At 49.7% G+C, this 26,263-nt stretch carries 26 protein-coding genes and 1 tRNA gene; 23 read left to right on the top strand and 4 right to left on the bottom strand.

The window, feature by feature from the left end:
• Positions 1-7 precede the first annotated feature (7 nt).
• The 3 genes from JQN73_RS02010 to JQN73_RS02000 all read left to right on the top strand — a co-directional run bounded on the left by JQN73_RS02010 (position 8) and on the right by JQN73_RS02000 (position 2,757).
• A complete protein-coding gene (locus tag JQN73_RS02010; protein ID WP_205321432.1) occupies positions 8-697 on the top strand; it encodes a TonB family protein in 690 nt (229 codons plus the stop codon).
• Positions 698-745: 48 nt separating this feature from the next.
• Positions 746-1,489 (top strand): phosphatase PAP2 family protein, encoded by a 744-nt coding sequence (locus JQN73_RS02005; protein WP_205321431.1) that lies wholly within the window; start codon positions 746-748, stop codon positions 1,487-1,489.
• A 182-nt stretch (positions 1,490-1,671) separates the two neighbouring features.
• On the top strand, positions 1,672-2,757 hold the full coding sequence (locus JQN73_RS02000; protein ID WP_205321429.1) for a YncE family protein: 1,086 nt from the start codon (positions 1,672-1,674) through the stop codon (positions 2,755-2,757).
• Between the two features lie 90 nt (positions 2,758-2,847).
• On the opposite strand, the gene JQN73_RS01995 is transcribed toward JQN73_RS02000, so the two are convergent.
• The 3 genes from JQN73_RS01995 to JQN73_RS01985 form a co-directional block, all read right to left on the bottom strand.
• The gene (locus tag JQN73_RS01995) at positions 2,848-3,540 is read right to left on the bottom strand and encodes a glutathione binding-like protein (protein WP_205321427.1); all 693 of its coding nucleotides are present in this window, start codon (positions 3,538-3,540) and stop codon (positions 2,848-2,850) included.
• Positions 3,541-3,599: 59 nt separating this feature from the next.
• A complete protein-coding gene (locus tag JQN73_RS01990; protein WP_205321425.1) occupies positions 3,600-4,805 on the bottom strand; it encodes a pyridoxal phosphate-dependent aminotransferase in 1,206 nt (401 codons plus the stop codon).
• 256 nt (positions 4,806-5,061) lie between these two features.
• Positions 5,062-5,505 carry a putative toxin-antitoxin system toxin component, PIN family gene (locus tag JQN73_RS01985; RefSeq protein WP_205321424.1) on the bottom strand — a complete coding sequence of 148 codons (444 nt, stop codon included), beginning with the start codon at positions 5,503-5,505 and terminating at the stop codon, positions 5,062-5,064.
• 69 nt (positions 5,506-5,574) lie between these two features.
• Here JQN73_RS01985 and yaaA point away from each other — a divergent pair, with 69 nt between their 5' ends.
• From yaaA to JQN73_RS01885, 20 genes are all read left to right on the top strand, one after another.
• Positions 5,575-6,351 carry a peroxide stress protein YaaA gene (gene yaaA / locus JQN73_RS01980; protein WP_205321423.1) on the top strand — a complete coding sequence of 259 codons (777 nt, stop codon included), beginning with the start codon at positions 5,575-5,577 and terminating at the stop codon, positions 6,349-6,351.
• Positions 6,352-6,571: 220 nt separating this feature from the next.
• A complete protein-coding gene (gene tpiA / locus JQN73_RS01975; protein WP_205321422.1) occupies positions 6,572-7,318 on the top strand; it encodes a triose-phosphate isomerase in 747 nt (248 codons plus the stop codon).
• Between the two features lie 239 nt (positions 7,319-7,557).
• Positions 7,558-7,995 carry a preprotein translocase subunit SecG gene (gene secG, locus JQN73_RS01970; RefSeq protein WP_205321421.1) on the top strand — a complete coding sequence of 146 codons (438 nt, stop codon included), beginning with the start codon at positions 7,558-7,560 and terminating at the stop codon, positions 7,993-7,995.
• 84 nt (positions 7,996-8,079) lie between these two features.
• Positions 8,080-8,164, top strand: a tRNA-Leu gene (locus tag JQN73_RS01965).
• 158 nt (positions 8,165-8,322) lie between these two features.
• Positions 8,323-8,682 carry an NADH-quinone oxidoreductase subunit A gene (locus JQN73_RS01960; RefSeq protein ID WP_108439673.1) on the top strand — a complete coding sequence of 120 codons (360 nt, stop codon included), beginning with the start codon at positions 8,323-8,325 and terminating at the stop codon, positions 8,680-8,682.
• A gap of 3 nt (positions 8,683-8,685) precedes the next feature.
• Positions 8,686-9,162: an NADH-quinone oxidoreductase subunit B family protein gene (locus JQN73_RS01955; RefSeq protein WP_014005578.1), complete on the top strand. Its 477-nt coding sequence runs from the start codon at positions 8,686-8,688 to the stop codon at positions 9,160-9,162.
• 9 nt (positions 9,163-9,171) lie between these two features.
• Complete coding sequence (locus tag JQN73_RS01950; protein WP_205321420.1) at positions 9,172-9,768, top strand: NADH-quinone oxidoreductase subunit C; 597 nt, start codon at positions 9,172-9,174, stop codon at positions 9,766-9,768.
• Entirely contained in the window at positions 9,768-11,021 is a 1,254-nt protein-coding gene (locus JQN73_RS01945; protein ID WP_205321419.1) for an NADH-quinone oxidoreductase subunit D, read from the top strand. Before JQN73_RS01950 ends, JQN73_RS01945 begins: the two co-directional genes overlap by 1 nt.
• A gap of 212 nt (positions 11,022-11,233) precedes the next feature.
• Entirely contained in the window at positions 11,234-11,737 is a 504-nt protein-coding gene (gene nuoE, locus JQN73_RS01940) for an NADH-quinone oxidoreductase subunit NuoE (RefSeq protein WP_205323123.1), read from the top strand.
• Entirely contained in the window at positions 11,734-13,029 is a 1,296-nt protein-coding gene (nuoF, locus tag JQN73_RS01935; protein WP_205321417.1) for an NADH-quinone oxidoreductase subunit NuoF, read from the top strand. Before nuoE ends, nuoF begins: the two co-directional genes overlap by 4 nt.
• Before the next feature lie 139 nt (positions 13,030-13,168).
• Positions 13,169-15,514 carry an NADH-quinone oxidoreductase subunit NuoG gene (nuoG, locus tag JQN73_RS01930; protein ID WP_205321416.1) on the top strand — a complete coding sequence of 782 codons (2,346 nt, stop codon included), beginning with the start codon at positions 13,169-13,171 and terminating at the stop codon, positions 15,512-15,514.
• Positions 15,514-16,581 (top strand): NADH-quinone oxidoreductase subunit NuoH, encoded by a 1,068-nt coding sequence (gene nuoH, locus JQN73_RS01925; RefSeq protein ID WP_205321415.1) that lies wholly within the window; start codon positions 15,514-15,516, stop codon positions 16,579-16,581. The genes nuoG and nuoH overlap by 1 nt, the downstream gene beginning before the upstream one ends.
• 17 nt (positions 16,582-16,598) lie before the next feature.
• Positions 16,599-17,087: an NADH-quinone oxidoreductase subunit NuoI gene (nuoI, locus tag JQN73_RS01920; RefSeq protein WP_205321414.1), complete on the top strand. Its 489-nt coding sequence runs from the start codon at positions 16,599-16,601 to the stop codon at positions 17,085-17,087.
• 126 nt (positions 17,088-17,213) lie between these two features.
• Positions 17,214-17,849: an NADH-quinone oxidoreductase subunit J gene (locus JQN73_RS01915; protein WP_205321413.1), complete on the top strand. Its 636-nt coding sequence runs from the start codon at positions 17,214-17,216 to the stop codon at positions 17,847-17,849.
• A 12-nt stretch (positions 17,850-17,861) separates the two neighbouring features.
• Positions 17,862-18,170, top strand: coding sequence for an NADH-quinone oxidoreductase subunit NuoK (gene nuoK / locus JQN73_RS01910; protein WP_168055397.1), 309 nt, complete (start codon positions 17,862-17,864; stop codon positions 18,168-18,170).
• Positions 18,171-18,396: 226 nt separating this feature from the next.
• Entirely contained in the window at positions 18,397-20,454 is a 2,058-nt protein-coding gene (nuoL, locus tag JQN73_RS01905) for an NADH-quinone oxidoreductase subunit L (RefSeq protein WP_205321412.1), read from the top strand.
• Between the two features lie 27 nt (positions 20,455-20,481).
• Positions 20,482-21,972: an NADH-quinone oxidoreductase subunit M gene (locus tag JQN73_RS01900; protein WP_205321410.1), complete on the top strand. Its 1,491-nt coding sequence runs from the start codon at positions 20,482-20,484 to the stop codon at positions 21,970-21,972.
• Between the two features lie 79 nt (positions 21,973-22,051).
• Positions 22,052-23,563, top strand: a complete 1,512-nt coding sequence (gene nuoN, locus JQN73_RS01895) for an NADH-quinone oxidoreductase subunit NuoN (protein WP_205321409.1) — start codon at positions 22,052-22,054, stop codon at positions 23,561-23,563.
• A gap of 4 nt (positions 23,564-23,567) precedes the next feature.
• Positions 23,568-23,876 (top strand): DUF2818 family protein, encoded by a 309-nt coding sequence (locus JQN73_RS01890; RefSeq protein ID WP_205321408.1) that lies wholly within the window; start codon positions 23,568-23,570, stop codon positions 23,874-23,876.
• Between the two features lie 386 nt (positions 23,877-24,262).
• Entirely contained in the window at positions 24,263-24,817 is a 555-nt protein-coding gene (locus JQN73_RS01885; RefSeq protein WP_205321407.1) for an NUDIX domain-containing protein, read from the top strand.
• Between the two features lie 91 nt (positions 24,818-24,908).
• Here the strand turns inward: JQN73_RS01885 and JQN73_RS01880 are convergent, their stop codons facing one another.
• Positions 24,909-26,141 (bottom strand): ice-binding family protein, encoded by a 1,233-nt coding sequence (locus JQN73_RS01880; protein WP_205323122.1) that lies wholly within the window; start codon positions 26,139-26,141, stop codon positions 24,909-24,911.
• Positions 26,142-26,263 lie beyond the last annotated feature (122 nt).

The following is a 26,263-nucleotide window of genomic DNA, read 5'->3' as shown; positions in this document are numbered from 1 at the left end:
GGATACTATGTCTGCAATTATCCGCACTCGTCGTTTTCCCTTCCAAGCGTTTGGTTTAGCTGTTCTGGTCGAGGTTGCACTGGTAACGATCGGGGGAATTATTCTTGCCACCACGCCGTCGAAACCCGCGTTATCGGAGCCGGTGCAAATCACATTGTTAAATGAAGAAAAAGTGTCGGAAGCGGTCCCGGTTCCAAAGAAGCCCGAGCCAATCTCACCGCCTAAATCTCAGCCAACTTCCAAGACGCATGTGACCCGGAGCAAACCTCAGACGCCGACTTCTCCGTCGAAACCTGTCACAGCTCCGTCAATCCCTATGCCAACCGCGCTAGCGCCATCAGCATTTTCCGAGCCAGCGTCTATGTCGGCGCCACCCTCACCGCCAACCCCACCAACGGCCACTACTGCCAAAGCTGACGTAAGTGCTGAGTATGCAGCCAGGATACGTGCTGCAGTGCAGGCGGCCGTTGCTTATCCACCGGCAGCAGCGGCTTTGCGTTTTGCTGGCCGCGTGCGGGTGGAATTTCATTTGCGGGATGCAGCGCCATCGCAAGCCAGGGTGATGATCTCGAGCACCATTGGAATGATCGATCGCGCAGCGCTGCAGTCGGTACAAAATGCCCAATATCCACTGCCCCCGGCGGATCTGCAGGGTAGCGATAAGGTGTATCAGGTCTGGGTTGAATTTATACGCTAAGCAGCGCAACTACCTCATTAGATAAAACTTAACTTTAACGGAATTGTTATGCGCCATTTTTTTACGTCTGTACTGTTCTGTCTGGTCGCAGCATCAACCCTGCTCCATTCGTCCGCAAGCGCGAAGGGGGCCGAACCTTTTGTTTCGGCAGGCGATATCGACTTACTAAAGCTATTGCCGCCCCCGCCGCGGAGTGATTCTGCCCAGACCAAGGCTGAATTGGGCGAAATATTAACCCTACAAGTTACGCGTACGCCAGAAATGGTGGCGCGGGCCAAGGCCGATGCAGTCGAAAATATATGGCGTTTTTCTGATGTGATGGGAGAATATTTTACGGCCGAAAACTTACCTGAATGTGCTGCTTTTTTCGCGCGTGTTGTTAGTTCGGAAGGAGCCGTAGTTGACGTATCTAAAGACGTCTGGCAGCGTCCGCGTCCCTATTTATACAGCGATTTGGTTAAGCCAGTGGTAAAAATGACCGCATCTGGTTCTTATCCCTCCGGGCACGCAACTGCGGGTACGTTAATGGGAATAGTTCTGGCGAATATGGTGCCGGAAAAGCGGCCAGAAATTATGGCACGGGCACGTGAATATGCAAATAATCGTGTTGTTGGCGGCGTTCATTATCCATCCGACATTGAAGCAGGCCGTATTGTCGGTACATTGATCGCTGCGAACCTTCTAACGCGTGACGAATTTCGAGTAGGCTTTGAATCAGCTAAAGTTGAGTTACGTAAAAAACTAGGTTTGGACGATGGTTCGTCCGTATCAGTAATTAACGATAAACGCTAAGCAAACGATAAGTAAAGGTAATTAATATGGGTTCTTAACAAAAAGGGATTAGGGAACCTTCGGTTCTGGCAGTTTTTTTGCATAAATTCCGCTGGCTTTGCTTGAAACGTTAAGAATGTTTACTTGCTCTAATTTACTATTATTAAAAGACAGATTTTTTATTACAAAAAAGGATTCAGAGGATGGCCTTTCGTTCGCTGCGTAATGCGCACACAGTCGTATCTTTCGCTATTGCTTCTGTTGCGATAGTTGGTCTGCTAAGCCCGGTCGGATCTATCGCAAATGGCGCTGCTGTGCCGTCTGGCGATGAGGGGCACTATCACATTATTGATAGGCAACATGTGGATGGTGAGCTGAAATGGGATTATCTAAGCATGGATGGCGACCGCCGTCATCTGTTCATTACACACGGCGATCGGGTGGAAGTTTATGATGTCGATCAAAAGAAAATGATCGGTGCCATTCTGGATACACCGGGTGTGCATGGGGTCGCGGTAGCCTCCGATCTGGACCGCGGATTCACCAGCAACGGGAAAGGCAATTCCGTGACCATTTTTGCATTGTCGACACTTAAAATCATCGGCACCGCAGCCACAGAAAAGAAACCCGATGGAATTGTCTACGATGCGCTTAGCAAGCGCGTTTTTGCCATGAATGGTGGATCGGACAGTATGACCCCCATCGATGCAAGCGCCGGGAAGTCATTTGCGGCGATTGCGTTGGGTGGCAAGCCGGAATTTTTAGCGGTAGATGGAAAGGGACATCTGTTTGTGAATCTGGAAGATAAGAACCAAATTGTGGTGATCGATACGAAAAATTTGGAGATTATTCAGCGGATCGATTTATCTGCGACTTGCGACGAGCCTGCGGGGCTTTCGATCGATCTGGCGACGCAGCGGCTATTTGTCGGTTGCCACAACCAGAAAATGGTTGTGGTTGACGGCAAGTCAGGAAAAGTAATGGATTCTGTACCTATTGGTAGTGGTAGCGATGCGACCGCATTTGATGCGACGGCGAGATTGGCATTCAGTTCGAATGACGACGGCACCCTCAATATTTTTAGCGCGCGTGATGCGACGCACTATCAACTCAAGCAGACCGTTAATACCATGCGGGGAGCAAGAACCATGGCGATTGATCCGGTTTCCCATAAAATCTATGTACTGTCAGCTGAAACTGACCCTACGATGAAACCAACACAAAAAAAATCCGCGTCGCGTCCACGTTTTGTTCCGAATACGCTGACATTAGTAACCGTTTCTCCTTGAAATAATCATCAGGCACCACCTCACTGACTGTGCGTCTTCCCATCCTGAGCAAAGGGGAGTCAGCACATGGCAGCAGGACGACAGCTTTGCTCATCTTTTTTCGTATTGTTGATTGCCGAACAAAACGCCCCGCTCTTTTTCACCGGTCAATGGCTTGCGCAAACTCGCCAGCACCTCCACGCCCCGGATGACCGCCGGGCGTTGACTGATGGTATCGAACCATTCATGCAGGTACGGAAAATCGCTCAATTCAACTCCTTGATTTTTCCATGAGCGCAGCCACGGGAACGTAGCGATATCGGCAATCGTATACTCGCTACCGGCGAGATAGGCATTCTTTGAAAGCTGCTTATCGATGAGTCCGTAGAGACGTTTGGCTTCGTTGGTGTAGCGATCAACAGCGTAAGCGATTTGTTCTGGCGCGTACATTCGGAAGTGATGTGCTTGTCCGAGCATAGGACCCACGCCGCCGACCTGAAACATCAGCCATTCCAATGTTTTAAATCGTTCGCGATCCGTGCCGCCGAGGAACTCACCGGTCTTGCTGGCCAGGTAAAGCAAAATCGCACCCGACTCGAATAACGAAATGGGTTCGCCATCGGGGCCGTCCTGATCAACAATGGCTGGGATTTTGTTGTTGGGGGAGATTGATAAAAAATCTGCGGTGAACTGATCGCCAGCGCCAATATTGATCGGGTGCACGCGATAAGGCAGGGCACATTCTTCCAGCATGATATGTATTTTATGGCCGTTGGGTGTTGGCCAGCTATAGACATCTATCATCACTATTTCCTTAGCAGGGTAATCAATTAGTGCTGCAATGCCGAAGGCAATTGACAGCTTTAAATGGTGTTCAGACGTTGTAGCGCTTTGTGTAAAGTTTCATCCTGTTTCGCAAAACAAAAACGTACGATGCCGGATTGACGTGGCGTTGAATAGAATGCGGATACAGGAATTGCGGCCACACCAATTTCGCTTGTGAGCCACGTAGCAAACTCCACCTCGCTGGCGGACGAAATCGCCGAGTAATCGACGCACTGAAAATAGGTGCCATCCGATGGCAGCAACTTGAAACGCGAGTCCTGCAGACCGCTCCGAAATAAGTCGCGCTTACGCTGGTAGAACGCGGAAAGTTCGAGGTAAGGTGCGGGATTGCGCATATATTCGGCAATTCCATGCTGAACAGGCGTGTTGACCGTAAACACGTTGAACTGATGGACCTTCCGAAATTCTGCCGAGAGTGCTGCGGGGGCCGCGACGAAACCGATTTTCCAACCCGTAACGTGATAAGTTTTACCGAAGCTGGAAACAATAAAAGCCCGCGCAGCCAACTCTGGATGGCGGCTGATGGATTCATGTGCCAACCCGTCATACACCATGTGCTCATATACTTCATCTGACAGAATCAGAATATCAGTACCGCGCACGATGTCCGCCAAGGCTGCTATATCATCTGCTATCAGCAGGCTACCGGTCGGATTGTGCGGGGAGTTAATTATTATAAGGCGCGTGCGCGGACTCACCGCCGCTGTAACCTGGTCCCATGGCACTGAGTAACCGTCAGCACCCAGATGCATTTGAACGAAGATTGGTTTGCCGCCAGCTAATTCAATCGCCGGCACGTAACTGTCATAGGCAGGTTCGATGACGATTACTTCATCGCCAGGATGTACGACGCACATGATAACGGTCAGCAGCCCTTGAGTGGCTCCCGCAGTGACCGTGATTTCGGTGTTTGGATCATAGTTATGGCCATGCAGCTTCGCGATCTTATCGGCAATAGCCAAGCGTAGTGACGGTATGCCTACCATCGGGGGGTATTGATTCAGTCCATTTTTCATGGCGTCGCTGACCGCGCCAACGAGTGCTGCATCACAATTGAAATCGGGAAAGCCTTGCCCCAGGTTGACAGCATTTTTCTCCGCAGCGAGCGCTGACATCGTCGTAAAAATGGTCGTGCCGACGTCTGGCAGTTTCGACCGTAGGGTCAGAGACTTAGGAGGCGCGAGAGGAGCCGTGAATGCGGCGACATTGAGCTGCTTGGTCATGTTTGATGTGAGTTGTTTGTGGTGATGAAAAATTGCGTATAGCGCCTATTGCGTCAAAGCCCGCCGAGAACCATCGGCATAGGTCCCGCCAACATTCAAGGGGCTGCGTGCATCAATACTATTGGGCGTGGAAAATTTTGACAAGGGCGCTGTTGAAATGTTTGCGAAGAAAACGGAAATATTTCCTACCAGCTACATTTTTGTTCTTACGTGTTTATTCTAGCCGTTTGTGGCTGGGTCCATATTCGGCGCGCGATTACGGTTGCGGAAGGCACCAGCTTTGAGGCCCTATAATCGAAAAAAGCCCGAGTTTAGCCGTCTTGCGAGCCAGTTTTAAAAGAGCTTTGTCCTTGGTGATGAGCGTCGAGGCATGTGCCCCAAGGGCTAATTCTAAAAATTTTTGGTCATCCGTATCGGAACAGAGTGGTAAGCGTACGTCGGTGCGGGGTGATAGCGCCTCCGCCTCGATACATTTAATGTGCGCTTCGAACGCCGCGTTGAACCCGGGTCGGGTCTCGTCGCTGATCGGAAGATGCGAATAATGTAATACTAGTTGCCATTCCATACGACAGTCGGCCCGCGTTACCGCTTCGACTTCACCAGACTGAAGCGCGGCCATCAGCCCCGACCAGCGCGGATCCTGGAAAACAAATAAATCTAGACAGACATTAGTGTCGATGACGATGCGCTTCGGTATCATTGTGAACAATTCTTTTTAATGTAGTTGTTTTTTTAAATAATTTTGAATATATAAGTACGGATATTATCTATGTTAATTGTTTTATCGCCTGCCAAATCGCTCGATTACATCACGCCACCGACCACTGACGTTCACACGTTACCTGATTTCATTTCACGCTCGTCGGAATTGATTGATGTATTAAAAAAAATGTCACCAGCTGAGGTCGGCGGCTTAATGCATATTTCGGACACGCTGGCGCATCTGAATGCCACGCGGTTTTCCTCATGGTCTAAAAAGTTCAGCAGCACTAACGCCAAACAGGCAATTTTGGCATTTAACGGCGACGTTTACGCGGGATTTGACGCGAATTCATTAAATCCCAAACAGTTATCGTATACGCAAGATCGCGTGCGAATCTTATCGGGGCTATATGGCATGTTGCGACCTCTTGATCTAATGCAACCGTACCGGCTCGAAATGGGGACCAAACTGGTTAATGCCGCCGGAAAGAATTTGTATGCTTTTTGGCATGACACCGTAACACTGGGGTTAAACCAGGAATTGGCAAAATTAAACGCTGAGGTTCTTGTGAATCTTGCATCGGATGAGTATTTTAAAGTCGTTCGACCGAAAGTTTTACAGGCCAGCATTGTGGCGCCGGTGTTTGAAGATTGGAAAAACGGTAAATATAAGATTATTTCTTTTTATGCAAAGCGCGCGCGGGGTTTGATGGCACGCTACGCTACGGTAAATAAAGTCATCGACCCAGAGCAATTGAAAGACTTCAATGTCGAGGGCTATCAATTTACCGAAAAAGACTCTGATGCGACGCGCTGGGTATTTAGGCGTCGTTTAGCCGCATAAAAACAGTCATTACCGTGTAATAACACGAAGCAATGGGCAAATTTTGGGATATTTACAAAGCGCATCGTACATTCTTCGCATTGCATGTTTCGCAAATTGGCATACTATTATTTCCTGGCCGACAGCCTATGAAAAATTTGCGCAATAACCCCACAGTTTGACCGCTTTGGTCGTCCCGCGTTAGAATGTCGGGTTATTAAAATAGTGGGCCTTGCCAATAATGCGCCGCAATCTCGTAGCTGGTAACTGGAAAATGAATGGTAGCTTGGCTGCCAACGCATCATTGCTGTCGGAACTCAAGGCTGGCCTTGAATCTGTCGGCTGCGATATTGCCGTTTGTGTTCCTTCTCCGTATCTGGCCCAGTGCCAGGCGGAACTCGCTGGAACCGTAGTAGCTTTGGGCGGTCAGGATCTCTCAGTCCATGTATCCGGCGCTTACACGGGCGACGTTGCCGCCTCCATGCTGGTGGACTTTGCGTGCAAGTACGTGATTGTCGGCCATTCCGAGCGACGCGCGTATCATGGCGAAACTGACCAATTGGTGGCGCAAAAGGCACTAGTGGCCTTGCAGTCGGGCTTGACGCCGATCGTTTGCGTGGGCGAGACTTTGGCGCAACGTGAGGCGGGGCAAACCGATGTGGTAGTCGGCGCGCAGTTAGATGCCGTTTTGGCGCTGATTGACCTTTCGCAAATCAAGAATATTGTTATCGCCTATGAGCCGGTTTGGGCGATTGGCACAGGTAAGACAGCAACTCCGCAAATGGCGCAGGACGTCCATGCAGCTTTACGGAACAGAGTATCGTTAAGGGACGGCGAGTCTGCTGCGATAGTAAAGATTTTATATGGCGGCAGTATGAAGCCTGACAATGCAGCCGAACTTATGGCAATGCCTGATATCGATGGCGGTTTAATTGGTGGCGCAGCATTGAAGGCGATAGATTTTCTTTCTATTATTGCGGTAGCCTAAGTCTTGGGTCGCCGTCAGGCCGGAAATTTGGATGAGCTCCGTAGCATAATGGCCGGCGTGCATGCCGATGTTATTAGTGGTTTTTGTCGACGCTAAATTGGCTTACAAAATGTTAGTCGAAATAGCATTGGTAGGCCAGGCAGTAACCAGTTCGCCGATGCATCTGAATCGCAGTAAAAAGTGTTAAAAGAATTAAATTGTAAAAATCAGAAGTATCTTCTCCATTGGAAAATCATTAAATGAACTCAGTACTTACTATTATCGTGGTCGTTCAGGTGTTGTCAGCGTTGACGATTATCGGACTCGTCTTATTGCAGCACGGTAAAGGTGCTGATATGGGTGCAGCTTTTGGCTCCGGCGCTTCAGGTAGTTTGTTTGGAGCGACCGGATCGTCGAACTTTTTGTCTAAGTCGACTGGCCTGGCTGCGCTGATTTTTTTCTGCGCGACGTTGGGTCTGGTCTACTTGGGAAGTCATCGCACTGCAGCAACTGGCGGCGTAATGGATAGTTTGCCAGCCGCATCTGCGCCGGCCGCATCTATTCCATCGACCACGGTTCCTGTGCCAAGTGCTGCCGGTAGTGCGTCATCGACTCCGGCCGCCAGCGCGCCTGCAGCATCGGTAAATCCTGCCGCATCCGGGCACAGTACCGACCCTTCGAATCAAATCCCAAAATAAGTTCGAATTAGAACGTATTTACTGGGTTTTAATCAAATTGTGCATTGAACAAAAATGCGAAATCAGGTTAAAATATGCCCTTATGCCGACGTGGTGAAATTGGTAGACACGCTATCTTGAGGGGGTAGTGGCGAAAGCTGTGCGAGTTCGAGTCTCGCCGTCGGCACCAAGTTATAAGAGTCAGCAAAGTTGTTCCTACGCTGATTTGTAGTCGAGGAACTAGTAGTGTTGAATGAAGAGGTAAAGTGCGTTGCGGGTAGTTTGGTTGCCGTGCGATGCTTACCTTGACATCAATTTGCTAACCGTTCAAATTATTGGCGAAAAATCGTGAACCTCGAAAATTACTTCCCCGTTTTATTATTTATATTGATCGGTATTGCGGTTGGTGTGATGCCGCAATTGCTCGGTCGTATTCTTGGACCACACCGGCCCGACGCTCAGAAAAATTCTCCATACGAATGCGGCTTTGAAGCATTCGAAGACGCGCGCATGAAATTTGATGTGCGGTATTACCTCGTCGCCATTTTGTTCATTTTGTTCGATCTGGAAACTGCCTTTTTCTTCCCTTGGGGTGTCGCTATGCGAGATCTCGGCTGGGCTGGCTTCATCACGATGATGGTATTCATCGCTGAGTTTGTTGTCGGCTTCTGGTACATATGGAAGAAGGGCGCGCTGGATTGGGAGTAAATCATGTCAATTGAAGGTGTATTGAACGAAGGGTTTGTGACCACTACGGCCGACAAGCTTATCAACTGGACGCGTACCGGATCTTTATGGCCGATGACGTTTGGTTTGGCTTGTTGCGCCGTCGAGATGATGCATGCCGGAGCCTCGCGCTACGATATGGATCGTTTCGGCGTCATCTTCCGACCTTCACCGCGCCAGTCCGACGTAATGATCGTCGCTGGCACACTGTGTAACAAGATGGCACCTGCGTTACGTAAGGTGTACGACCAGATGCCGGAGCCACGTTGGGTGATTTCGATGGGTTCGTGCGCCAACGGTGGTGGCTACTATCATTACTCCTATTCCGTGGTGCGTGGCTGCGACCGCATTGTGCCCGTCGACATTTACGTCCCTGGTTGCCCTCCGACTGCCGAAGCGCTGCTGTACGGTATCATTCAGCTGCAAAACAAGATTCGCCGCACTAATACCATTGCGCGCTAAGAGAACCGAATGACGACGAAACTGGAAACCCTTGAAGCAGCTGTGCGCAATGCGCTCGGAGATGATCTTCAAAGTCTGACTGTTGCCTTCGGCGAAGTCACTATCATCGTCAAAGCGTCGAACTATCTGTCGGCCATGCGCGTACTGCGCGATCATGCCGATACCCGCTTTGAAGAATTGATCGATTTATGCGGCGTTGACTACTCAACTTACGGCGACGGAATCTGGGACGGTGCGCGTTTTGCTGCCGTGACTCATTTGCTGTCTCTTGAGCATAACTGGCGTTTGCGCGTACGCGTATTTGCACCTGACGATGAATTGCCTATCCTGGCGTCGTTGACGGGAATTTGGTCTGCCGCTGACTGGTATGAGCGCGAAGCATTCGACTTCTTCGGTATCCTTTTCGAAGGACATAATGACTTACGTCGAATTTTGACCGATTACGGTTTCATCGGTCATCCATTCCGTAAAGATTTCCCGGTATCTGGTTACGTTGAAATGCGTTATGACCCAGAGCAAAAACGCGTGATTTATCAGCCTGTGACGATAGACCCGCGTGAAATCACGCCACGCGTGATTCGCGAAGAAAATTACGGGATCAAATAATGGCAGAAATTAAGAACTACACGCTGAACTTCGGTCCGCAACATCCCGCGGCGCATGGCGTATTGCGTCTGGTGCTGGAACTGGATGGAGAAGTCATCCAGCGTGCCGACCCGCATATCGGCTTATTACATCGCGGTACGGAAAAGCTGGCGGAACAAAAGACTTATCTGCAGTCAGTGCCTTACATGGATCGTCTCGATTACGTCTCCATGATGTGTAATGAGCACGGCTACGTGATGGCGATCGAGCGGTTGCTGGGCCTCGAAGTGCCTTTGCGCGCACAATACATTCGCGTCATGTTCGACGAAATCACCCGATTGTTGAACCACCTGATGTGGATCGGCGCGCATGCGCTTGACGTCGGCGCGATGGCTGTGTTGTTGTACGCATTCCGTGAGCGCGAAGACTTAATGGACTGCTATGAAGCAGTGTCCGGCGCACGTATGCATGCAGCATACTATCGTCCCGGTGGCGTTTATCGCGATTTGCCGGATCAGATGCCGCAGCATAAAGCATCGATTGTTCGTAATGCAAAAGCCATCAAGGCGTTGAATGAAAATCGCCAGGGTTCGATGCTGGATTTCATTGAAGACTTTACCGTACGTTTTCCGACATACGTCGACGAATACGAAACTTTGCTGACAGATAACCGGATCTGGAAGCAACGACTCGTTGGCGTCGGTGTCGTATCCCCGGAACGTGCAAAGGCGATGGGTTTTACCGGCCCAATGCTGCGCGGGTCTGGTATCGAATGGGATTTACGCAAGAAGCAACCCTACGAAGTTTATGACCTTCTGGATTTTGATATCCCAGTCGGCAAGAACGGCGATTGTTATGATCGTTATCTCGTTCGCGTCGCAGAAATGCGCCAGTCAAACCACATTATCAAGCAGTGCGTAGAATGGTTGCGAAACAATGACGGCCCGGTGATGACAACGAACCACAAGGTTGCCCCGTCGTCCCGCGTTGACATGAAATCGAACATGGAAGAGTTGATTCATCATTTCAAACTCTTCTCAGAAGGATTTCATGTGCCACCAGGTGAAGCGTACGCTGCCGTTGAGCATCCAAAAGGTGAATTTGGTGTGTACATTGTTTCCGACGGCGCTAACAAGCCATATCGTTTGAAAATCCGCGCACCGGGCTTTCCGCATTTGCAGGGTCTGAACGAAATGGCAAAAGGTCACATGATTGCTGATGCTGTAACGATTATCGGAACGCAAGATATTGTGTTTGGAGAGATTGACCGTTAAGAATATGTTCCGATTTGCCGCCGCAGCGAAGCTGATTTGGACGATAGTCCAAATCTACGGCGCAGAGAAATTGAGTGGTCTTTCCGCCACGAAGATTCCAGGGCAGCTTCTTTAGGTTCAGTCAGGTGTGAATACATGTTTCCGTGAATTTAGCGCGCACTATCGCGCTCACCGTGAATTTACCAATAACTACCGCAGACCACCGCGTACGAATGGCCAACAACATGTTGTTAAGTCAAGATACATACAAAAAAATTGATCGCGAAGTAGCGAAATTTCCTGCAGACCAAAAACAGTCGGCAGTAATGGCCGCATTGGCGATTGCACAGGATGAAACTGGTTGGGTATCGCCGGAAATTATGCACGACATTGCCGATTATCTCGACATGCCGGCCATCGCTGTGCAAGAGGTTGCGACCTTTTATAACATGTACAACACTAAGCCGATCGGCAAGCACAAGATCACGATTTGCACCAATTTGCCATGCCAGTTGTCCGGCGGGGAAAAAGCGGCGGCACATCTAAAGCATAAGTTAGGCATTGATTACCGCGAGACCACCGCTGACGGCCAATTCACGTTGATGGAAGGCGAATGTATGGGCGCTTGCGGTGATGCCCCGGTGCTATTGGTTAACAACAAGCGCATGTGTAGCTGGATGTCGAACGAGAAGATCGACGGCTTGCTAGCGGAATTGAGCGAAGCGAGTCCAACATGACCAGTCTGCATAATAGACATATCAATCCATTGATCCTCGCGGATCTCGATGGTGATAACTGGCATTACGAAGATTATGTCAAGCGCGGCGGTTATTCAGCGTTGAAGCGTATTCTCAATGACGGTGTTACTGCCGAACAAATTATCGCAGAATTGAAAGCGGGTTCTTTGCGTGGTCGGGGTGGTGCAGGATTTCCAACTGGTTTGAAGTGGAGCTTCATGCCCCGCCAGTTCCCGGGCCAAAAATACCTGGTATGTAATACCGACGAAGGCGAACCCGGCACATTTAAAGATCGCGACATTATTCGCTACAATCCGCATGCGTTGATTGAAGGTATGGCGATTGGCGCGTTTGCGATGGGTATCACGGTCGGCTATAACTATATCCATGGCGAAATCTGGTCTGGCTATGCGCGATTTGAAGAGGCGCTGGATGAAGCACGCGCAGCAGGTGCACTTGGTGACAATATATTTGGGAGTGCTTTCAACTTTCAGTTGCACGCGTTTCATGGTTACGGTGCCTATATTTGCGGTGAAGAAACAGCACTGCTGGAATCGTTAGAAGGAAAAAAAGGGCAGCCGCGCTTTAAGCCGCCATTTCCAGCTAGTTTCGGCTTGTACGGCAAACCGACAACGATCAACAACACCGAAACCTTTGCGGCGGTGCCATTCCTATTGAACATGGGCGGTCCTGCCTATGCGGGAATAGGAAAGCCCAATAACGGCGGTACCAAAATTTTCTCAATTTCAGGCGATGTCGAATTGCCCGGCAATTATGAAGTACCTCTAGGCACGCCATTTGCGAAATTATTGGAACTTGCTGGTGGTATGCGCGGCGGTAAAAAAATTAAAGCTGTGATTCCAGGCGGATCGTCGGCACCGGTTGTACCCGGCGCGATCATGATGGATACCGATCTGGATTATGACGCTATTGCAAAAGCAGGCTCAATGCTGGGCTCTGGAGCGGTGATTGTGATGGATGACACCCGTTGCATGGTCAAGGCGTTGCAGCGGTTGTCATACTTTTATTTTGAAGAGTCGTGCGGCCAATGTACGCCATGCCGTGAAGGCACAGGTTGGCTTTATCGACTGGTACACCGCATCGAAAATGGCCAGGGCCATCCCGAAGACATCGATTTGCTGGATACTGTCGCTGGCAATATCATGGGCCGTACTATTTGTGCGCTGGGTGATGCGGCGGCGATGCCGGTACGTGGGTTCCTGAAGCACTATCGCGAAGAGTTCGAATATCACATTGAGCATAAGCATTGCCTGGTGCCAGCGTATGTGTAAAGGGCGGCGCTAAAAATTGGGCGGCGCTAAAAATTTACTGCGCGACTATATGGCACTCTGATTCAGCGAAGTCAACGGTGTTTGTGATGGCGTAATTCGAAACAGTAAGCAACATACTTAGGCAAGAAAAGCAAAAGCCATGGTCGAAATCGAAATAGACGGCAAAAAAGTGGAAGTCCAGGAAGGCAGCATGGTAATGGATGCTGCCAACAAAATTGGCACTTATATTCCCCATTTTTGCTATCACAAAAAACTCTCCATTGCGGCAAACTGCCGCATGTGTCTGGTCGAGGTAGAAAAAGCGCCGAAGGCCTTGCCTGCCTGCGCCACGCCGGTTAGCGCTGGCATGATTGTCCGCACTGCTAGCGACAAAGCGGTCACAGCGCAAAAAAGCGTGATGGAATTTCTTCTGATTAATCACCCGCTTGATTGCCCGATTTGCGATCAGGGCGGCGAGTGTCAATTGCAGGATCTGGCAGTTGGTTACGGTAAATCATCCTCCCGCTACGAAGAAGAAAAACGCGTCGTGTCCCCTAAAGACGCTGGCCCGCTGATCTCGATGCAGGAGATGACACGTTGCATTCAGTGCACCCGCTGTGTGCGGTTCGGACAGGAAATTGCCGGTGTCATGGAATTTGGCATGGTCGGTCGCGGCGAGCACTCCGAAATTACCACTTTTGTTGGTAAGACAGTTAATTCAGAACTGTCCGGCAATATGATTGATCTGTGCCCGGTTGGCGCATTGACCTCCAAGCCGTTCCGTTACAGCGCACGTACCTGGGAATTGTCGCGTCGTAAATCAATCAGCCCGCATGACGGCCTAGGTGCCAATTTGATCGTTCAGGTCAAATCTGCCAAAGTGATGCGCGTGCTACCGCTGGAAAACAACGACGTCAATGAATGCTGGTTGTCAGATAAAGACCGCTTCGCTTACGAAGGTTTGAACAGCGCCGAGCGCTTGACCAAGCCGATGCTCAAGCAGGACGGAAAGTGGCAAGAAGTTGAATGGCAAACAGCCTTGGAATACGTTGCGCATGGTTTGCGCAATGTCCGCCATGAACATGGTGCCGACTCGATCGCCGCATTGGGCACGCCTTATTCAACGCTTGAAGAATTATCGCTTTTGCAAAAAGTGGTGCGGGGACTAGGGTCTGAGAATATTGATTTTCGCACTCGCCAGTCTGACTTTGCATTAGATGGCAAAGTCACGCCTTGGCTGGGAATGTCGATCAACGAATTCGCCGAGCTTGATCGGGCGTTCGTGATCGGTTCATTCCTGCGCAAAGATCATCCGCTATTATCTGCTCGACTCCGTTTGAGTGTAAAACGCGGGGCCAAGTTGAGCATCTTGCATGCAACCGATGATGATTTGCTGATGCCTGTTGCGAATAAGATCATTGCTGCACCGTCCGCATGGTTAGCGATGTTGGGTGAGGTTGTCGTTGCGGTGGCGCAGGCAAAAAGCATGGCAATACCTGCCGGCTTCGAAGCTGTTGCCCCCTCGGCTAGCGCCAAACAGATTGCGACAAGCTTGTTGTCCGGATCTTCGAAGGCAGTATTACTAGGTAACGCTGCGGCGCAGCATCCGCAAGCCTCACAATTACATGCCGCGGCACAATGGATCGCACAACAAACCGATGCCAAATTTGGCACCATGACCGAGGCTGGGAATACCGTCGGCGGTTATGTGGCGCAAGCGATTCCAGCGGTTGGCAAAGGTGCGAATGCGCAGCAGATGTTTGCGCAACCGCGCAAGGCCTATGTTTTATTAAACGTAGAACCAGAGCTGGATAGTTTCAATCCACAGGTTGCACGTAGTGCGCTTAATCAAGCCGAGATGGTTGTGGTGTTGTCAGCGTACAAGCATGCTACCGACTATGCAGACGTCTTGCTACCGATTGCACCGTTCACCGAGACTTCCGGTACTTTTGTCAATTGCGAAGGGCGTGCACAAAGCTTTAACGGTACTGTGCGGCCATTAGCTGATGCCCGGCCTGCCTGGAAAGTATTGCGCGTGTTAGGCAATTTGCTTGGCCTGCCAGGTTTTGATTACGATACCTCCGAAGCGATTCGGGCAGAAGTTCTTGGTACGAATAATTTGGCAGAAGCAAATCTAACGGGTCTTCTTAACAACCTGTCAGACACTCCGCTGCAAGCAGCTTCGCAGGGCGACGATGGCAGTGCTATCGAGCGTGTCGCTGATGTGCCTATCTATTTTTCCGATGCAATCGTCCGTCGTGCTCCGTCACTACAGGACACTACCGATGGACAGCCTCCGCAGGCCTGGTTGTCTGCAGCGCTGGCTGAAAAACTTGGCATCGCCACCGGTGATCTTGTGAATGTGAAGCAAGGGCAGGGCGTCGCCTCTCTGATGGCTGCAATCGATCTGGGCTTACCTTCGAATGTAGTACGTATCGCAGCAGCCCATCCGGCGACTAAGGCGTTAGGTGCGATGTTCGGTTCTATCGCCGTGGAGAAAGCATAATGGATCACTTTATCGCGACCATTAATGCAGCAGGTACGGATAATCTCGGGCTAATTTGGCCATTGATCTGGAGCGTCATCAAGATCGTTATCATCGTCGTCCCACTTTTGCTGTGCGTGGCTTATCTGACGTACTGGGAACGTAAGCTAATCGGCTGGATGCATATTCGTCTGGGACCTAATCGGGTTGGCCCATTCGGTTTGTTGCAGCCGATCGCCGATGCATTGAAGTTGCTCCTCAAAGAAGTGACTTTGCCTTCACGTGCAAATAAGTATTTATTTTTTATTGCGCCGATCATGACCATCATGCCAGCGCTCGCAGCGTGGGCGGTCATTCCGTTTGGTCCGGAAACCGTGCTAGCCAACGTCAATGCCGGCTTATTATTTGTGATGGCCATTACTTCGATGGAAGTGTATGGCGTGATTATTGCGGGCTGGGCTTCCAACTCGAAATATGCTTTCCTCGGCGCAATGCGCGCCTCGGCACAGATGGTGTCATATGAAATTGCGATGGGTTTCGCGCTGGTGATCGTATTAATGGTGTCCGGCAGCTTAAATTTGACCGATATCGTCATGGGGCAAAGCAAAGGTTACTTTTACGATAAAGGGATTGGTTTCCTGTCGTGGAACTGGTTGTCTTTATTGCCGGTATTCGTGATCTATTTTATTTCCGGGATCGCAGAAACAAACCGTCACCCGTTCGACGTGGTTGAAGGTGAGTCGGAAATCGTTGCCGGTCATATGATTGAATACTCGGGCATGTCGTTCGCCATGTTTTTCCTGGCTGAATACGCCAACATGATCCTGATCTCAATTCTTACAACATTGTTGTTCTTGGGCGGTTGGGCATCACCGGTACAATTTTTGGACTTTATTCCTGGCTGGATTTGGCTTGGTGCAAAGACGTTCCTTGTGGTATCGATGTTTATCTGGGTTCGTGCATCTTTCCCGCGTTATCGCTATGACCAGATCATGCGCCTCGGCTGGAAGGTATTTATCCCGTTGACACTCGCTTATCTAGTGATCGTCGCAGCCTGGATTCAAAGTCCGTGGAATATCTGGAAGTAATGGAAGGTTTATAGCAAATGGAAGCGATCAAGGATTTTTTCGGTAGCTTGATGCTATTGGAGCTGCTCAAGGGATTACGGCTAACTGGCCGTTATCTGTTTGCGCGCAAAATTACGGTGCTGTTCCCTGAGGAAAAGACACCGCAGTCACCCCGGTTTCGTGGCCTGCATGCACTGCGTCGATACCCGAATGGTGAGGAGCGTTGTATTGCCTGCAAATTGTGCGAGGCTGTATGTCCTGCAATGGCGATAACGATTGAATCAGAACAACGGGATGACGGCTCGCGCCGGACCACACGTTACGATATCGATCTGACTAAATGTATCTTTTGTGGGTTTTGCGAAGAGTCTTGTCCTGTGGACTCTATCGTGGAAACACATATTCTTGAATATCACGGCGAAAAACGCGGTGACCTGTACTACACCAAAGAAATGTTGCTTGCGGTTGGTGATCGTTACGAACCTGAAATCGCCGCAGCCCGTGCTGCGGATGCTGCATACCGTTAATTGGCATTACACTTTCTTCTGAGTGGCAACATGGTTCAGATGAGGTCTGATGCTCCTGGTATTGAGGAAGACGCTTTACCTCAAACCTGAATTTAAAGCTAATTTAGCTGACTTTTTTGGTCGATTATGGAATTTAAGACATTCTTGTTTTATGCGTTTTCAGTGGTGCTGGTGATGGCCGCTCTACGTGTCATTACCGCGCGAAACCCGGTGCATTCAGCTTTGTTTCTGGTATTGGCGTTCTTTTCAGCGGCCGGTATCTGGATGCTGCTCAAAGCCGAGTTCCTGGCGATTGTGCTGGTGCTCGTCTACGTTGGCGCAGTAATGGTTCTGTTTCTGTTTGTCGTCATGATGCTGGATATTAATCTAGACAAGCTACGAGAAGGGTTCTGGGGTTATTTTCCATTAGCGGCTACTGTGGGCGTGATTATTGTTCTGGAAATGGCCGCAGTATTGCTGCGCGGCTTCTGGGCCCCTGAGAGCGAGGTACCGGCCATTTCCTCAAACATCGGAAATACCAAAGCCCTTGGCCTGCTGATTTATACCCAATACGTGTACGCGTTCGAAATTGCAGCAGTGGTCCTGTTGGTAGCGATCGTCGCGGCGGTTGCGCTGACCTTACGTCGCCGCAAAGATACCAAGAGCATGGCACCGCACGAGGCAGTCAAAGCACGCAGCAGTGATCGGATTCGCCTGGTCAAGATGAAGTCCGAGCAACGGCCGTTCGACGTACCTACGACGCCGTCGCCAGAGAAAAAATAAGAGGAACGCAGCATGACTTTATCACTGTCACATTATTTGATACTCGGGGCGATTCTTTTTGCCATCGCGATCGTCGGTATTTTTTTGAATCGAAAAAACATTATCGTATTGCTGATGGCAATTGAATTGATGTTGCTGTCCGTAAATATTAACTTCATCGCCTTTTCGTATTATCTGGGCGATGCGGCTGGGCAGATTTTTGTCTTCTTCATTATGACCGTTGCAGCTGCTGAAGCGGCGATTGGGCTTGCGATTCTGGTAGTGTTGTTCCGCAATCTGGACACCATCAACGTAGAAGACCTCGATAGCCTGAAGGGTTAACCCAGGAGACCAGAGCGGCTTGAATGATGATATTGATCGGAATTCTCGAACAATGTCGTTGAACAATAAAGCAAATGAACAATTGCTTCGAACGGAAAGCCTGTTGAAGCACTGTTCAATTAAAAGTAGCCGTTCATAAGTAAACAAGTGACAGCGTACAGCTAGCCAGATGGTGTGGCGTGCATAGTGCGACCAAAGCGAACAACGAATAAAGATAAGGTTCATCATGGCGGGGCAACTTAACCCACAATTACTTCTGGCCGTACCGTTGGCACCCCTTGTTGGTGCTGCGATTGCAGGCTTGTTCGGTACGCGTTTTTTTGGCAATTTGATAGGACGCAAGACTTCGCACACCGTTACGATCCTCGGTGTGTTGATCGCGTTCATCATTTCGATTCAGACTTTGTTTGCAGTGATAGATGGCGCCACGTTTAATGGCACTCTTTATACCTGGATGACCGTTGGCGGAATCAAGCTGGAAGTAGGGTTCCTGGTCGATAGTCTTACCGCGATGATGATGTGTGTCGTGACTTTTGTGTCGCTCATGGTGCATATATACACCATCGGATATATGAAGGACGACGACGGCTACAACCGTTTCTTTTCTTATATCTCCCTTTTCACGTTTTCAATGCTGATGCTGGTCATGAGCAACAACTTCCTCCAGCTATTTTTTGGATGGGAAGCTGTCGGACTAGTGTCGTATTTGCTGATTGGCTTCTGGTACACAAGACCTACTGCAATCGTAGCCAACATGAAGGCGTTTTTGGTTAATCGGGTTGGGGATTTTGGCTTCATTCTGGGTATTGGCCTGTTGCTGGCATATTCCGGTTCGATGAACTACACCGAGGTGTTCGCGCAAAAAGGGGCCCTGGCCCAATTGACGCTTCCCGGTAGTAACTGGATGTTGCTGACCGTCGCATGTATCTGTTTATTTATCGGCGCAATGGGAAAATCTGCGCAGTTCCCGCTGCATGTGTGGTTGCCAGATTCGATGGAAGGTCCAACCCCGATCTCGGCACTGATTCACGCGGCGACCATGGTGACGGCAGGTATATTCATGGTGACGCGGATGTCGCCATTATTTGAGTTGTCGGATACTGCACTGTCATTTATTTTGATTATTGGCTCGATCACAGCGCTGTTTATGGGTTTCCTGGGAATGATCCAGACCGACATCAAACGCGTGGTGGCGTACTCAACGCTATCGCAGCTTGGTTATATGACGGTTGCCTTGGGCGCGTCAGCTTATTCGGTCGCCGTGTTTCATTTGATGACACACGCATTTTTCAAGGCTTTGCTATTCCTGGGTGCAGGTTCTGTCATCATCGGTATGCATCATGACCAGGACATGCGCAACATGGGTGGCTTGCGTAAATACATGCCGATTACCTGGATCACCTCGTTAATCGGTTCGTTGGCATTGATAGGAACGCCATTTTTCTCTGGTTTTTATTCCAAAGATAGCATCATCGATGCGGTAGAAGCGACTCACCTGTATGGCTCCGGATTTGCCAAATTCGCTGTGCTGGCGAGTGTATTCGTGACCGCATTTTATTCTTTCCGTATGTACTTTATGGTGTTTCATGGGGAAGAACGATTTGGCAAGGCACATCATCATGACGACCATCACGACGCGCATCATGACGAAGAGGCCGAAACAGACGATCATGCGCATCACGGCCTGGCACCAGGGCAAAAACCGCATGAATCACCTTGGGTCGTCACCGTTCCGTTGATATTGCTGGCGATTCCTTCGGCGATCATTGGATTCTTCACTATCGAGCCGATGTTGTACGGTAAATTTTTCAATGGCGTGATCGTCGTCGATCAGGCACATCATGCGATGGAAGAGTTGCGTAACGATTTTCATGGCCCTCTGAGTATGGTCGCCAATAGCCTGACTTCAGCGCCTTTGTGGCTGGCGATTGCGGGAGTGGTGGTTGCCTACTACTTCTATATGGTCAATCCGCGTGTTCCTGCCGCACTCAAGCAAAAGTTGCATCCGATTTTCTTGCTGTTAGAGAACAAGTACTACCTTGATAAATTTAACGATGTTGTCTTCGCTGGCGGCGCACGTTTAATTGGCCGTGGTCTCTGGAACGTTGGCGACCGCAGTATCATTGATGGCCTGGTAGTGAATGGTAGCGCCAAGGCCGTCAACTGGTTCTCGAAAATTACCCGCCTCTGGCAGTCCGGTTATATCTATCACTATGCGTTTGTGATGATTATTGGTGTGCTGGGCTTCCTGGTTTGGTTCATGCCTTCTCCGTTTGCCAAATAAGTTGGCGAAGTAAAGTAAATAATAACCATGATTCAGTCAACTTTCCCTCTTCTAAGCCTCGCGATCTGGTGTCCGATCGCGTTTGGTGTGCTCGTCCTGGCAATTGGTCGCGACGATAATCCTAAAATGGTGCGATGGCTTTCGCTTTTCGGCGCCCTGGTCAGTCTGGCAGTTACCGTGCCATTGATAGCAAATTTTGATAACAGCTTCCATGGCATGCAGTTTGTCGAGAAGACTCCATGGATTACCCGGTTTAACATCAATTATTTTGTAGGGATTGATGGCCTGTCGTTGTGGTTTATCCCGCTAACCGCGTTCATCAACGTGATGGTGATCATTTCGGCCTGGGAAGTAATACAAAAGCGCGTTGCGCAATATATGGGCGCCTTCCTGATATTGTCAGGCGTAATGATCGGCGTGTTTTGTGCGCTTGACGGCATGCTGTTCTACGTATTCTTCGAGGCAACACTGGTGCCGATGTTTATCATCATCGGTATATGGGGTGGTGCTAATCGTGTCTACGCTGCGATCAAGTTTTTCCTTTACACGTTCTTTGGATCGTTGTTGATGCTGATTGCGTTGCTGTATTTGTACTTCGTATCTGGCGGAAGCTTTGATATTCTGACCTGGCATGAGGTCCCGTTATCGATGCCAGCACAAATTTACGTTTTCCTGGCTTTCCTGATGGCATTCGCAGTCAAAGTCCCAATGTGGCCGGTACACACCTGGTTGCCCGACGCGCACGTTGAAGCGCCGACCGGTGGTTCTGTGGTACTTGCGGCCATCATGTTGAAACTGGGCGGCTACGGCTTCTTGCGTTTCTCGTTGCCTATTGCACCGGATGCGAGTCACTACCTGTCTGGTTTTATGATCACGCTGTCCTTGATTGCGGTGATTTACATCGGACTGGTGGCGTTGGTTCAAAACGACATGAAAAAACTGGTCGCGTATTCATCGATCGCGCACATGGGTTTTGTGACCCTCGGATTTTTTCTGTTCAACGATATGGCGGTCCAGGGCGGCATCGTCCAGATGATTTCCCATGGCTTCGTGTCAGGGGCAATGTTCTTATGTATCGGTGTAATGTATGACCGATTACATACACGTGAAATATCGCAATACGGCGGTTTGGTAAATGTTATGCCACGGTTTGCTGCGTTGTTTGTTTTGTTCTCATTAGCCAACAGCGGGTTGCCTGGTACTTCTGGATTTGTCGGTGAATTCATGGTGATCCTGGGCGCAGTCAAAGCTAATTTCTGGATCGGTCTGTTAGCGGCAACTGCGCTAATTCTCGGCGCTGCGTATTCATTGTGGTTGGTCAAGCGCGTAATATTTGGCGTCATTACCAATCCACACGTAAGCGAAATGAGCGATCTTAATAAACGCGAGTTCTTTATGCTCGGCTTGTTGGCAATCGCTGTGATTGCGATGGGTTTATATCCAGCCCCATTTGCAGATGCCATGCAAGTATCGGTAGCGGACTTGTTAAAGCATGTTGCCATCACCAAGCTGAACTGATCGCAGCATGTCCCTAAGCAGAAATAAAAACGCGGTTGATGCGCGATTAGTAACAGTGAAAAAAATAAGCGGCAAATAAATGAATAATATAAATCTGATCCCTGTTTATCCGGAAATATTTCTGCTGATTGCGACCTCCGCAATCTTGCTGATAGATATGTTTATCTCGGATGCCAAACGTCACATCACTTATTATTTGACGCTGTTGGTATTGGTGGTCTGCTTTGGGATGACACTGGCTGATTTCAACGCAGGTGCGACGGCTTACACCTTCCACAATATGTTTGTGAGTGATCCGTTAGCGCATCTGCTCAAGCTTTGTTCTTACATTGCGGTATTTGCCACGTTAGTCTATTCGCGTCGATACATTGGCGACCGCGAGATGGTCAACAATCATCTCGGAGGTGAATTTTATCCGTTGGCTTTGTTCGCGTTGCTGGGACAAATGGTGATGATCTCGGGCAATAACTTTCTGATCATTTACCTGGGTCTGGAACTGATGTCGTTATCGTTGTATGCGCTGGTTGCACTACGCCGTGACAACGCTAACGCCACTGAAGCGGCGATGAAATACTTCGTGCTGGGGGCAATGGCTTCTGGATTTCTTTTATACGGTATGTCGATGTTGTACGGCGCGACCGGTTCGTTGGATTTAATTGAAGTTACCCGCGCTATTGCCAGCGGTGGAACGGAGACACAGCACAATACATTGGTATTTGGTGTGGTGTTTCTGGTTGCTGGTCTTGCATTCAAGCTGGGTGCTGTCCCGTTTCATATGTGGGTCCCGGATGTCTATCAGGGCGCGCCAACGGCGGTAACCTTGTTGCTGGGAGGCGCACCGAAATTGGCCGCTTTTGCCATTTGTTTCCGCTTGTTGGTCGAAGGTTTATTATTACTTGCAGTTGACTGGCAGCAAATGCTGATGGTTCTGGCGATATTGTCGATGGCGATTGGTAACATCACCGCGATTGCGCAGACGAATATCAAGCGTATGTTGGCGTATTCGACTATTTCACATATGGGTTTCCTGTTACTCGGCTTATTGTCGGGGGTGGTTGATGGCAATATGTACTCTGCTACCAGTGCTTACAGTGCCGCATTGTTTTACGCGATCACCTATGTATTGACCACGCTGGGTACCTTTGGTGTGATTATGCTCATGGCGCGTTCAGGATTCGAAGCAGAAAATATCGACGACTTTAAAGGTCTCAATCAACGCAGTCCGTGGTTTGCGGCCATCATGCTGTTATTGATGCTGTCGCTCGCAGGTGTGCCGCCACTGCTGGGTTTCTTCGGTAAGCTGTCGATCTTGCGCGCTGTGTTAGGTACAGGGCAAGTCTGGCTCTCAATCGTAGCAGTGCTGTTCTCACTGATTGGCGCTTATTACTATTTGCGTGTAATCAAAGTAATGTATTTCGATGATGCGCAAGATACGTCAAAGATTGAGGCTCACGGCGATGTGCGCGTGTTATTGAGTTTGAACGGACTTGCCGTATTAGCACTTGGAATTTGGCCAGGATTCTTGATGGATATAAGTCAAGCTGCAATCGTTCGTTCCCTGGCCAGTTTCGTCGGCCGACTGACGTCGTAGTAGCGTGAATGTATCTGCGTCCAGCTGGGTTGTCATTCTGTTAGCGTTGCTCGCCGCTAATCTGCCGTTTGTCAACGAACGCCTGATGGCGATCATCCCGTTCAAGGCCGGTGTTCCAAAGCCAGCCTGGGCGCGCCTGATAGAATTGTTTGTGTGGTATTTCGTTGTTGGCGGCATTGCCTACTTGCTGGAGTCTCGCATTGGCAATACGTTTTCTCAGGACTGGGAATTTTACGCAGTAACCGGATGTTTGTTTTTGGTGTTCGCGTTTCCGGGTTATGTACACCGTTACTTGCGTAAAAAACGCAAGTAACGAATCAGACATTAAATGACACGAAATTGTTGGAAGTGCTGACTTTTGACGAGGCCACCCTTCACGTCGAACTGTACGCTTTCCGATTTGGTTTGCATTTGGGCCTATATTATTCGGAGTTCAATACAGAGGTAATGACAGCAAATGACTGAGCGCTTCTCACACCAACACTTTGGCACCGGAACTCGCATCAAGTAAGTGATTGCTGCGGTAGCCGGCTCAAGAAAGTTTGGCCAGAGTGAGCCGTCATCACCGATCATCGCGCTCAAAAATTCTGGTCGAACAGGCTATTCGTCAGTACCCATAATTGTCCATGCCGTGATCTCACATTCGTTTCCCTTTCCAGCATCATCTGCATGCTTTTCTCTTTCCTCCGGAGCACTCGCATGGATCAACATCTAAAAGAAATCCAGATTGAAAGCGCTTTAGCTTACGATGGTAGCTTTCTCAAAGTGCAACGCGATATCGTTGCCTTGCCTGATGGTAAGCCGACTGTACGGGAGTACATAAAACATCCTGGAGCGGTGGTTGTGTTACCTTTATTTGAAGACGGAACCGTTTTGCTGGAACGTCAGTTTCGCTATCCGCTGAGCCGTGTTTTCATTGAGTTTCCTGCGGGTAAAATCGACGCCAACGAAGACTACCTGGCATGTGCAAAGCGTGAGCTTCAGGAGGAAACCGGTTACACCGCTACTGATTGGCAATATGTCTGCACGATCCACAATGCGATTGCGTACGCCGACGAACATTTAGAAATTTTTCTGGCCCGTGGCCTGACCGCCGGCGAACGCCGCCTGGACGAGGGTGAATTTCTAGATGTGTTCAGGGCGCCTCTGGACGAGGTGTTGCAGTGGGTCCGCGAGGGCAAAATAACCGACGTTAAAACGATAATTGGGGCTTTTTGGCTCGAGAAGATCGTGGCAGGGCAGTGGATAAAATAAGAACAGGCATCGATAATTTTGGGAGAGCGAATCCCATAAAAAAAGCGCCAGGAAGGCGCTTTTTTTTTGACCAGACCGTTTCTGCAGGTTTTTAACCTTGCTTTTTACGGCGTGCTGTAAAGCCGATGAAACCAAGACCAAGCAGCATCATGCCGTATGTTCCTGGCTCTGGAACTGCGGAGGTAACAGCGACAATTTGTACCGCTGTGCCATCACTTCCGATATTGTAGGCGCTACCGGTACAACCGGTCGAACCAATCTTTGCGCCGTCGCCAGTTGAGACGTACGATGTCGCCGAGAAGACTCCACCGCAAGAAACACCAACGCTAGCCACGTTTGTATTCGCGCCAACGCTAATGTAAGTGTTGGAGAGAACAGTACCGATTAAAGTAGAATTGGCGCCCAGACTTGTATAAGTCCCGGTATTCCAGATAACGCTGTCTCCGACGCCAGCGTTTATCAATACAACATTTGTAGAGGCACCAGTTGTCAGATAGCCAGAGACATTAAACACCCATGACTGGTTGGCCTTACCTTGTCCATCCAGAGTGAGAGTCGTGCTGGCGGTTGTCGTCAAATTTGACGCACTGTAGACGCCTGCCAGAAGCGTTGTGTTTGAGGTCATCACCGATGATGCCGGAGCCAGGTATGTACCAAGGCCCAAATTATTCAAGGCGGTTTGAGCAGCTGCAACTTGTGCCGCTGCCGAAACTGTCGATGCGCTGATTGAGGAGGTTAGCTGTGACGTTCCCTGAGGCGCTGTTGCCAAGGTACTTGTCGTGCCCGTGCTACCGCTGGCAGATACGGATATAGCACCGACCGCTCCCACTGTTCCTGATACGATCGAATTCGCCCCGACACTAGCTGCACCGCCAGATAGCAGGTAACCACCAACCTTAGAAGAGTCTCCAGTCGTTGCGGCGCCACCCGATGTCATGTTACCGACAACAACCGAATTCGCGCCGATAGTAGCCGCACCACTGGACAGAATGAAGCTTCCAATTTGCGAGCTATCGCCAGTGGTCAAAACACCGCCAGACTGAATATAACCGGATACTTTTGAACCTGCTCCGCCTGTAGTCGCCGCACCGACTGATGTCAGGTTTCCGAAGACAGACGAACCCGCGCCGGTGGTTGAGACGCCGCCGGATAGAACGCTGCCGTAGACTATCGAATTAGCGCCGGTAGTGGCGTAAGTATCGGAAAAAACCGATAAACCATTTAAGCTTGAGCCTAACAATGGCGAGGTCGCACCGATTGCCGCTTGTGCAGGAGCGTAAGCAAGTGTTATCAGCAATGGCAGCGCTAGTTTCAATGTGTTCATGTAAGTCCTCGAGTTATTTTTAAAACATTATTTGGTGAAATTTCGCGGCCGTCATTTAATAGAACTGGGTAATTACTGAATTATTGATATCTAAATAAAACGTATTTTTGAATTTCGCTCGC

This window comes from Glaciimonas sp. PAMC28666 (assembly GCF_016917355.1).
GTDB lineage: Bacteria > Pseudomonadota > Gammaproteobacteria > Burkholderiales > Burkholderiaceae_D > Glaciimonas.
Note: the sequence above shows the minus strand (reverse complement) of the source record. Positions and strands in the feature narration are given on the sequence as shown.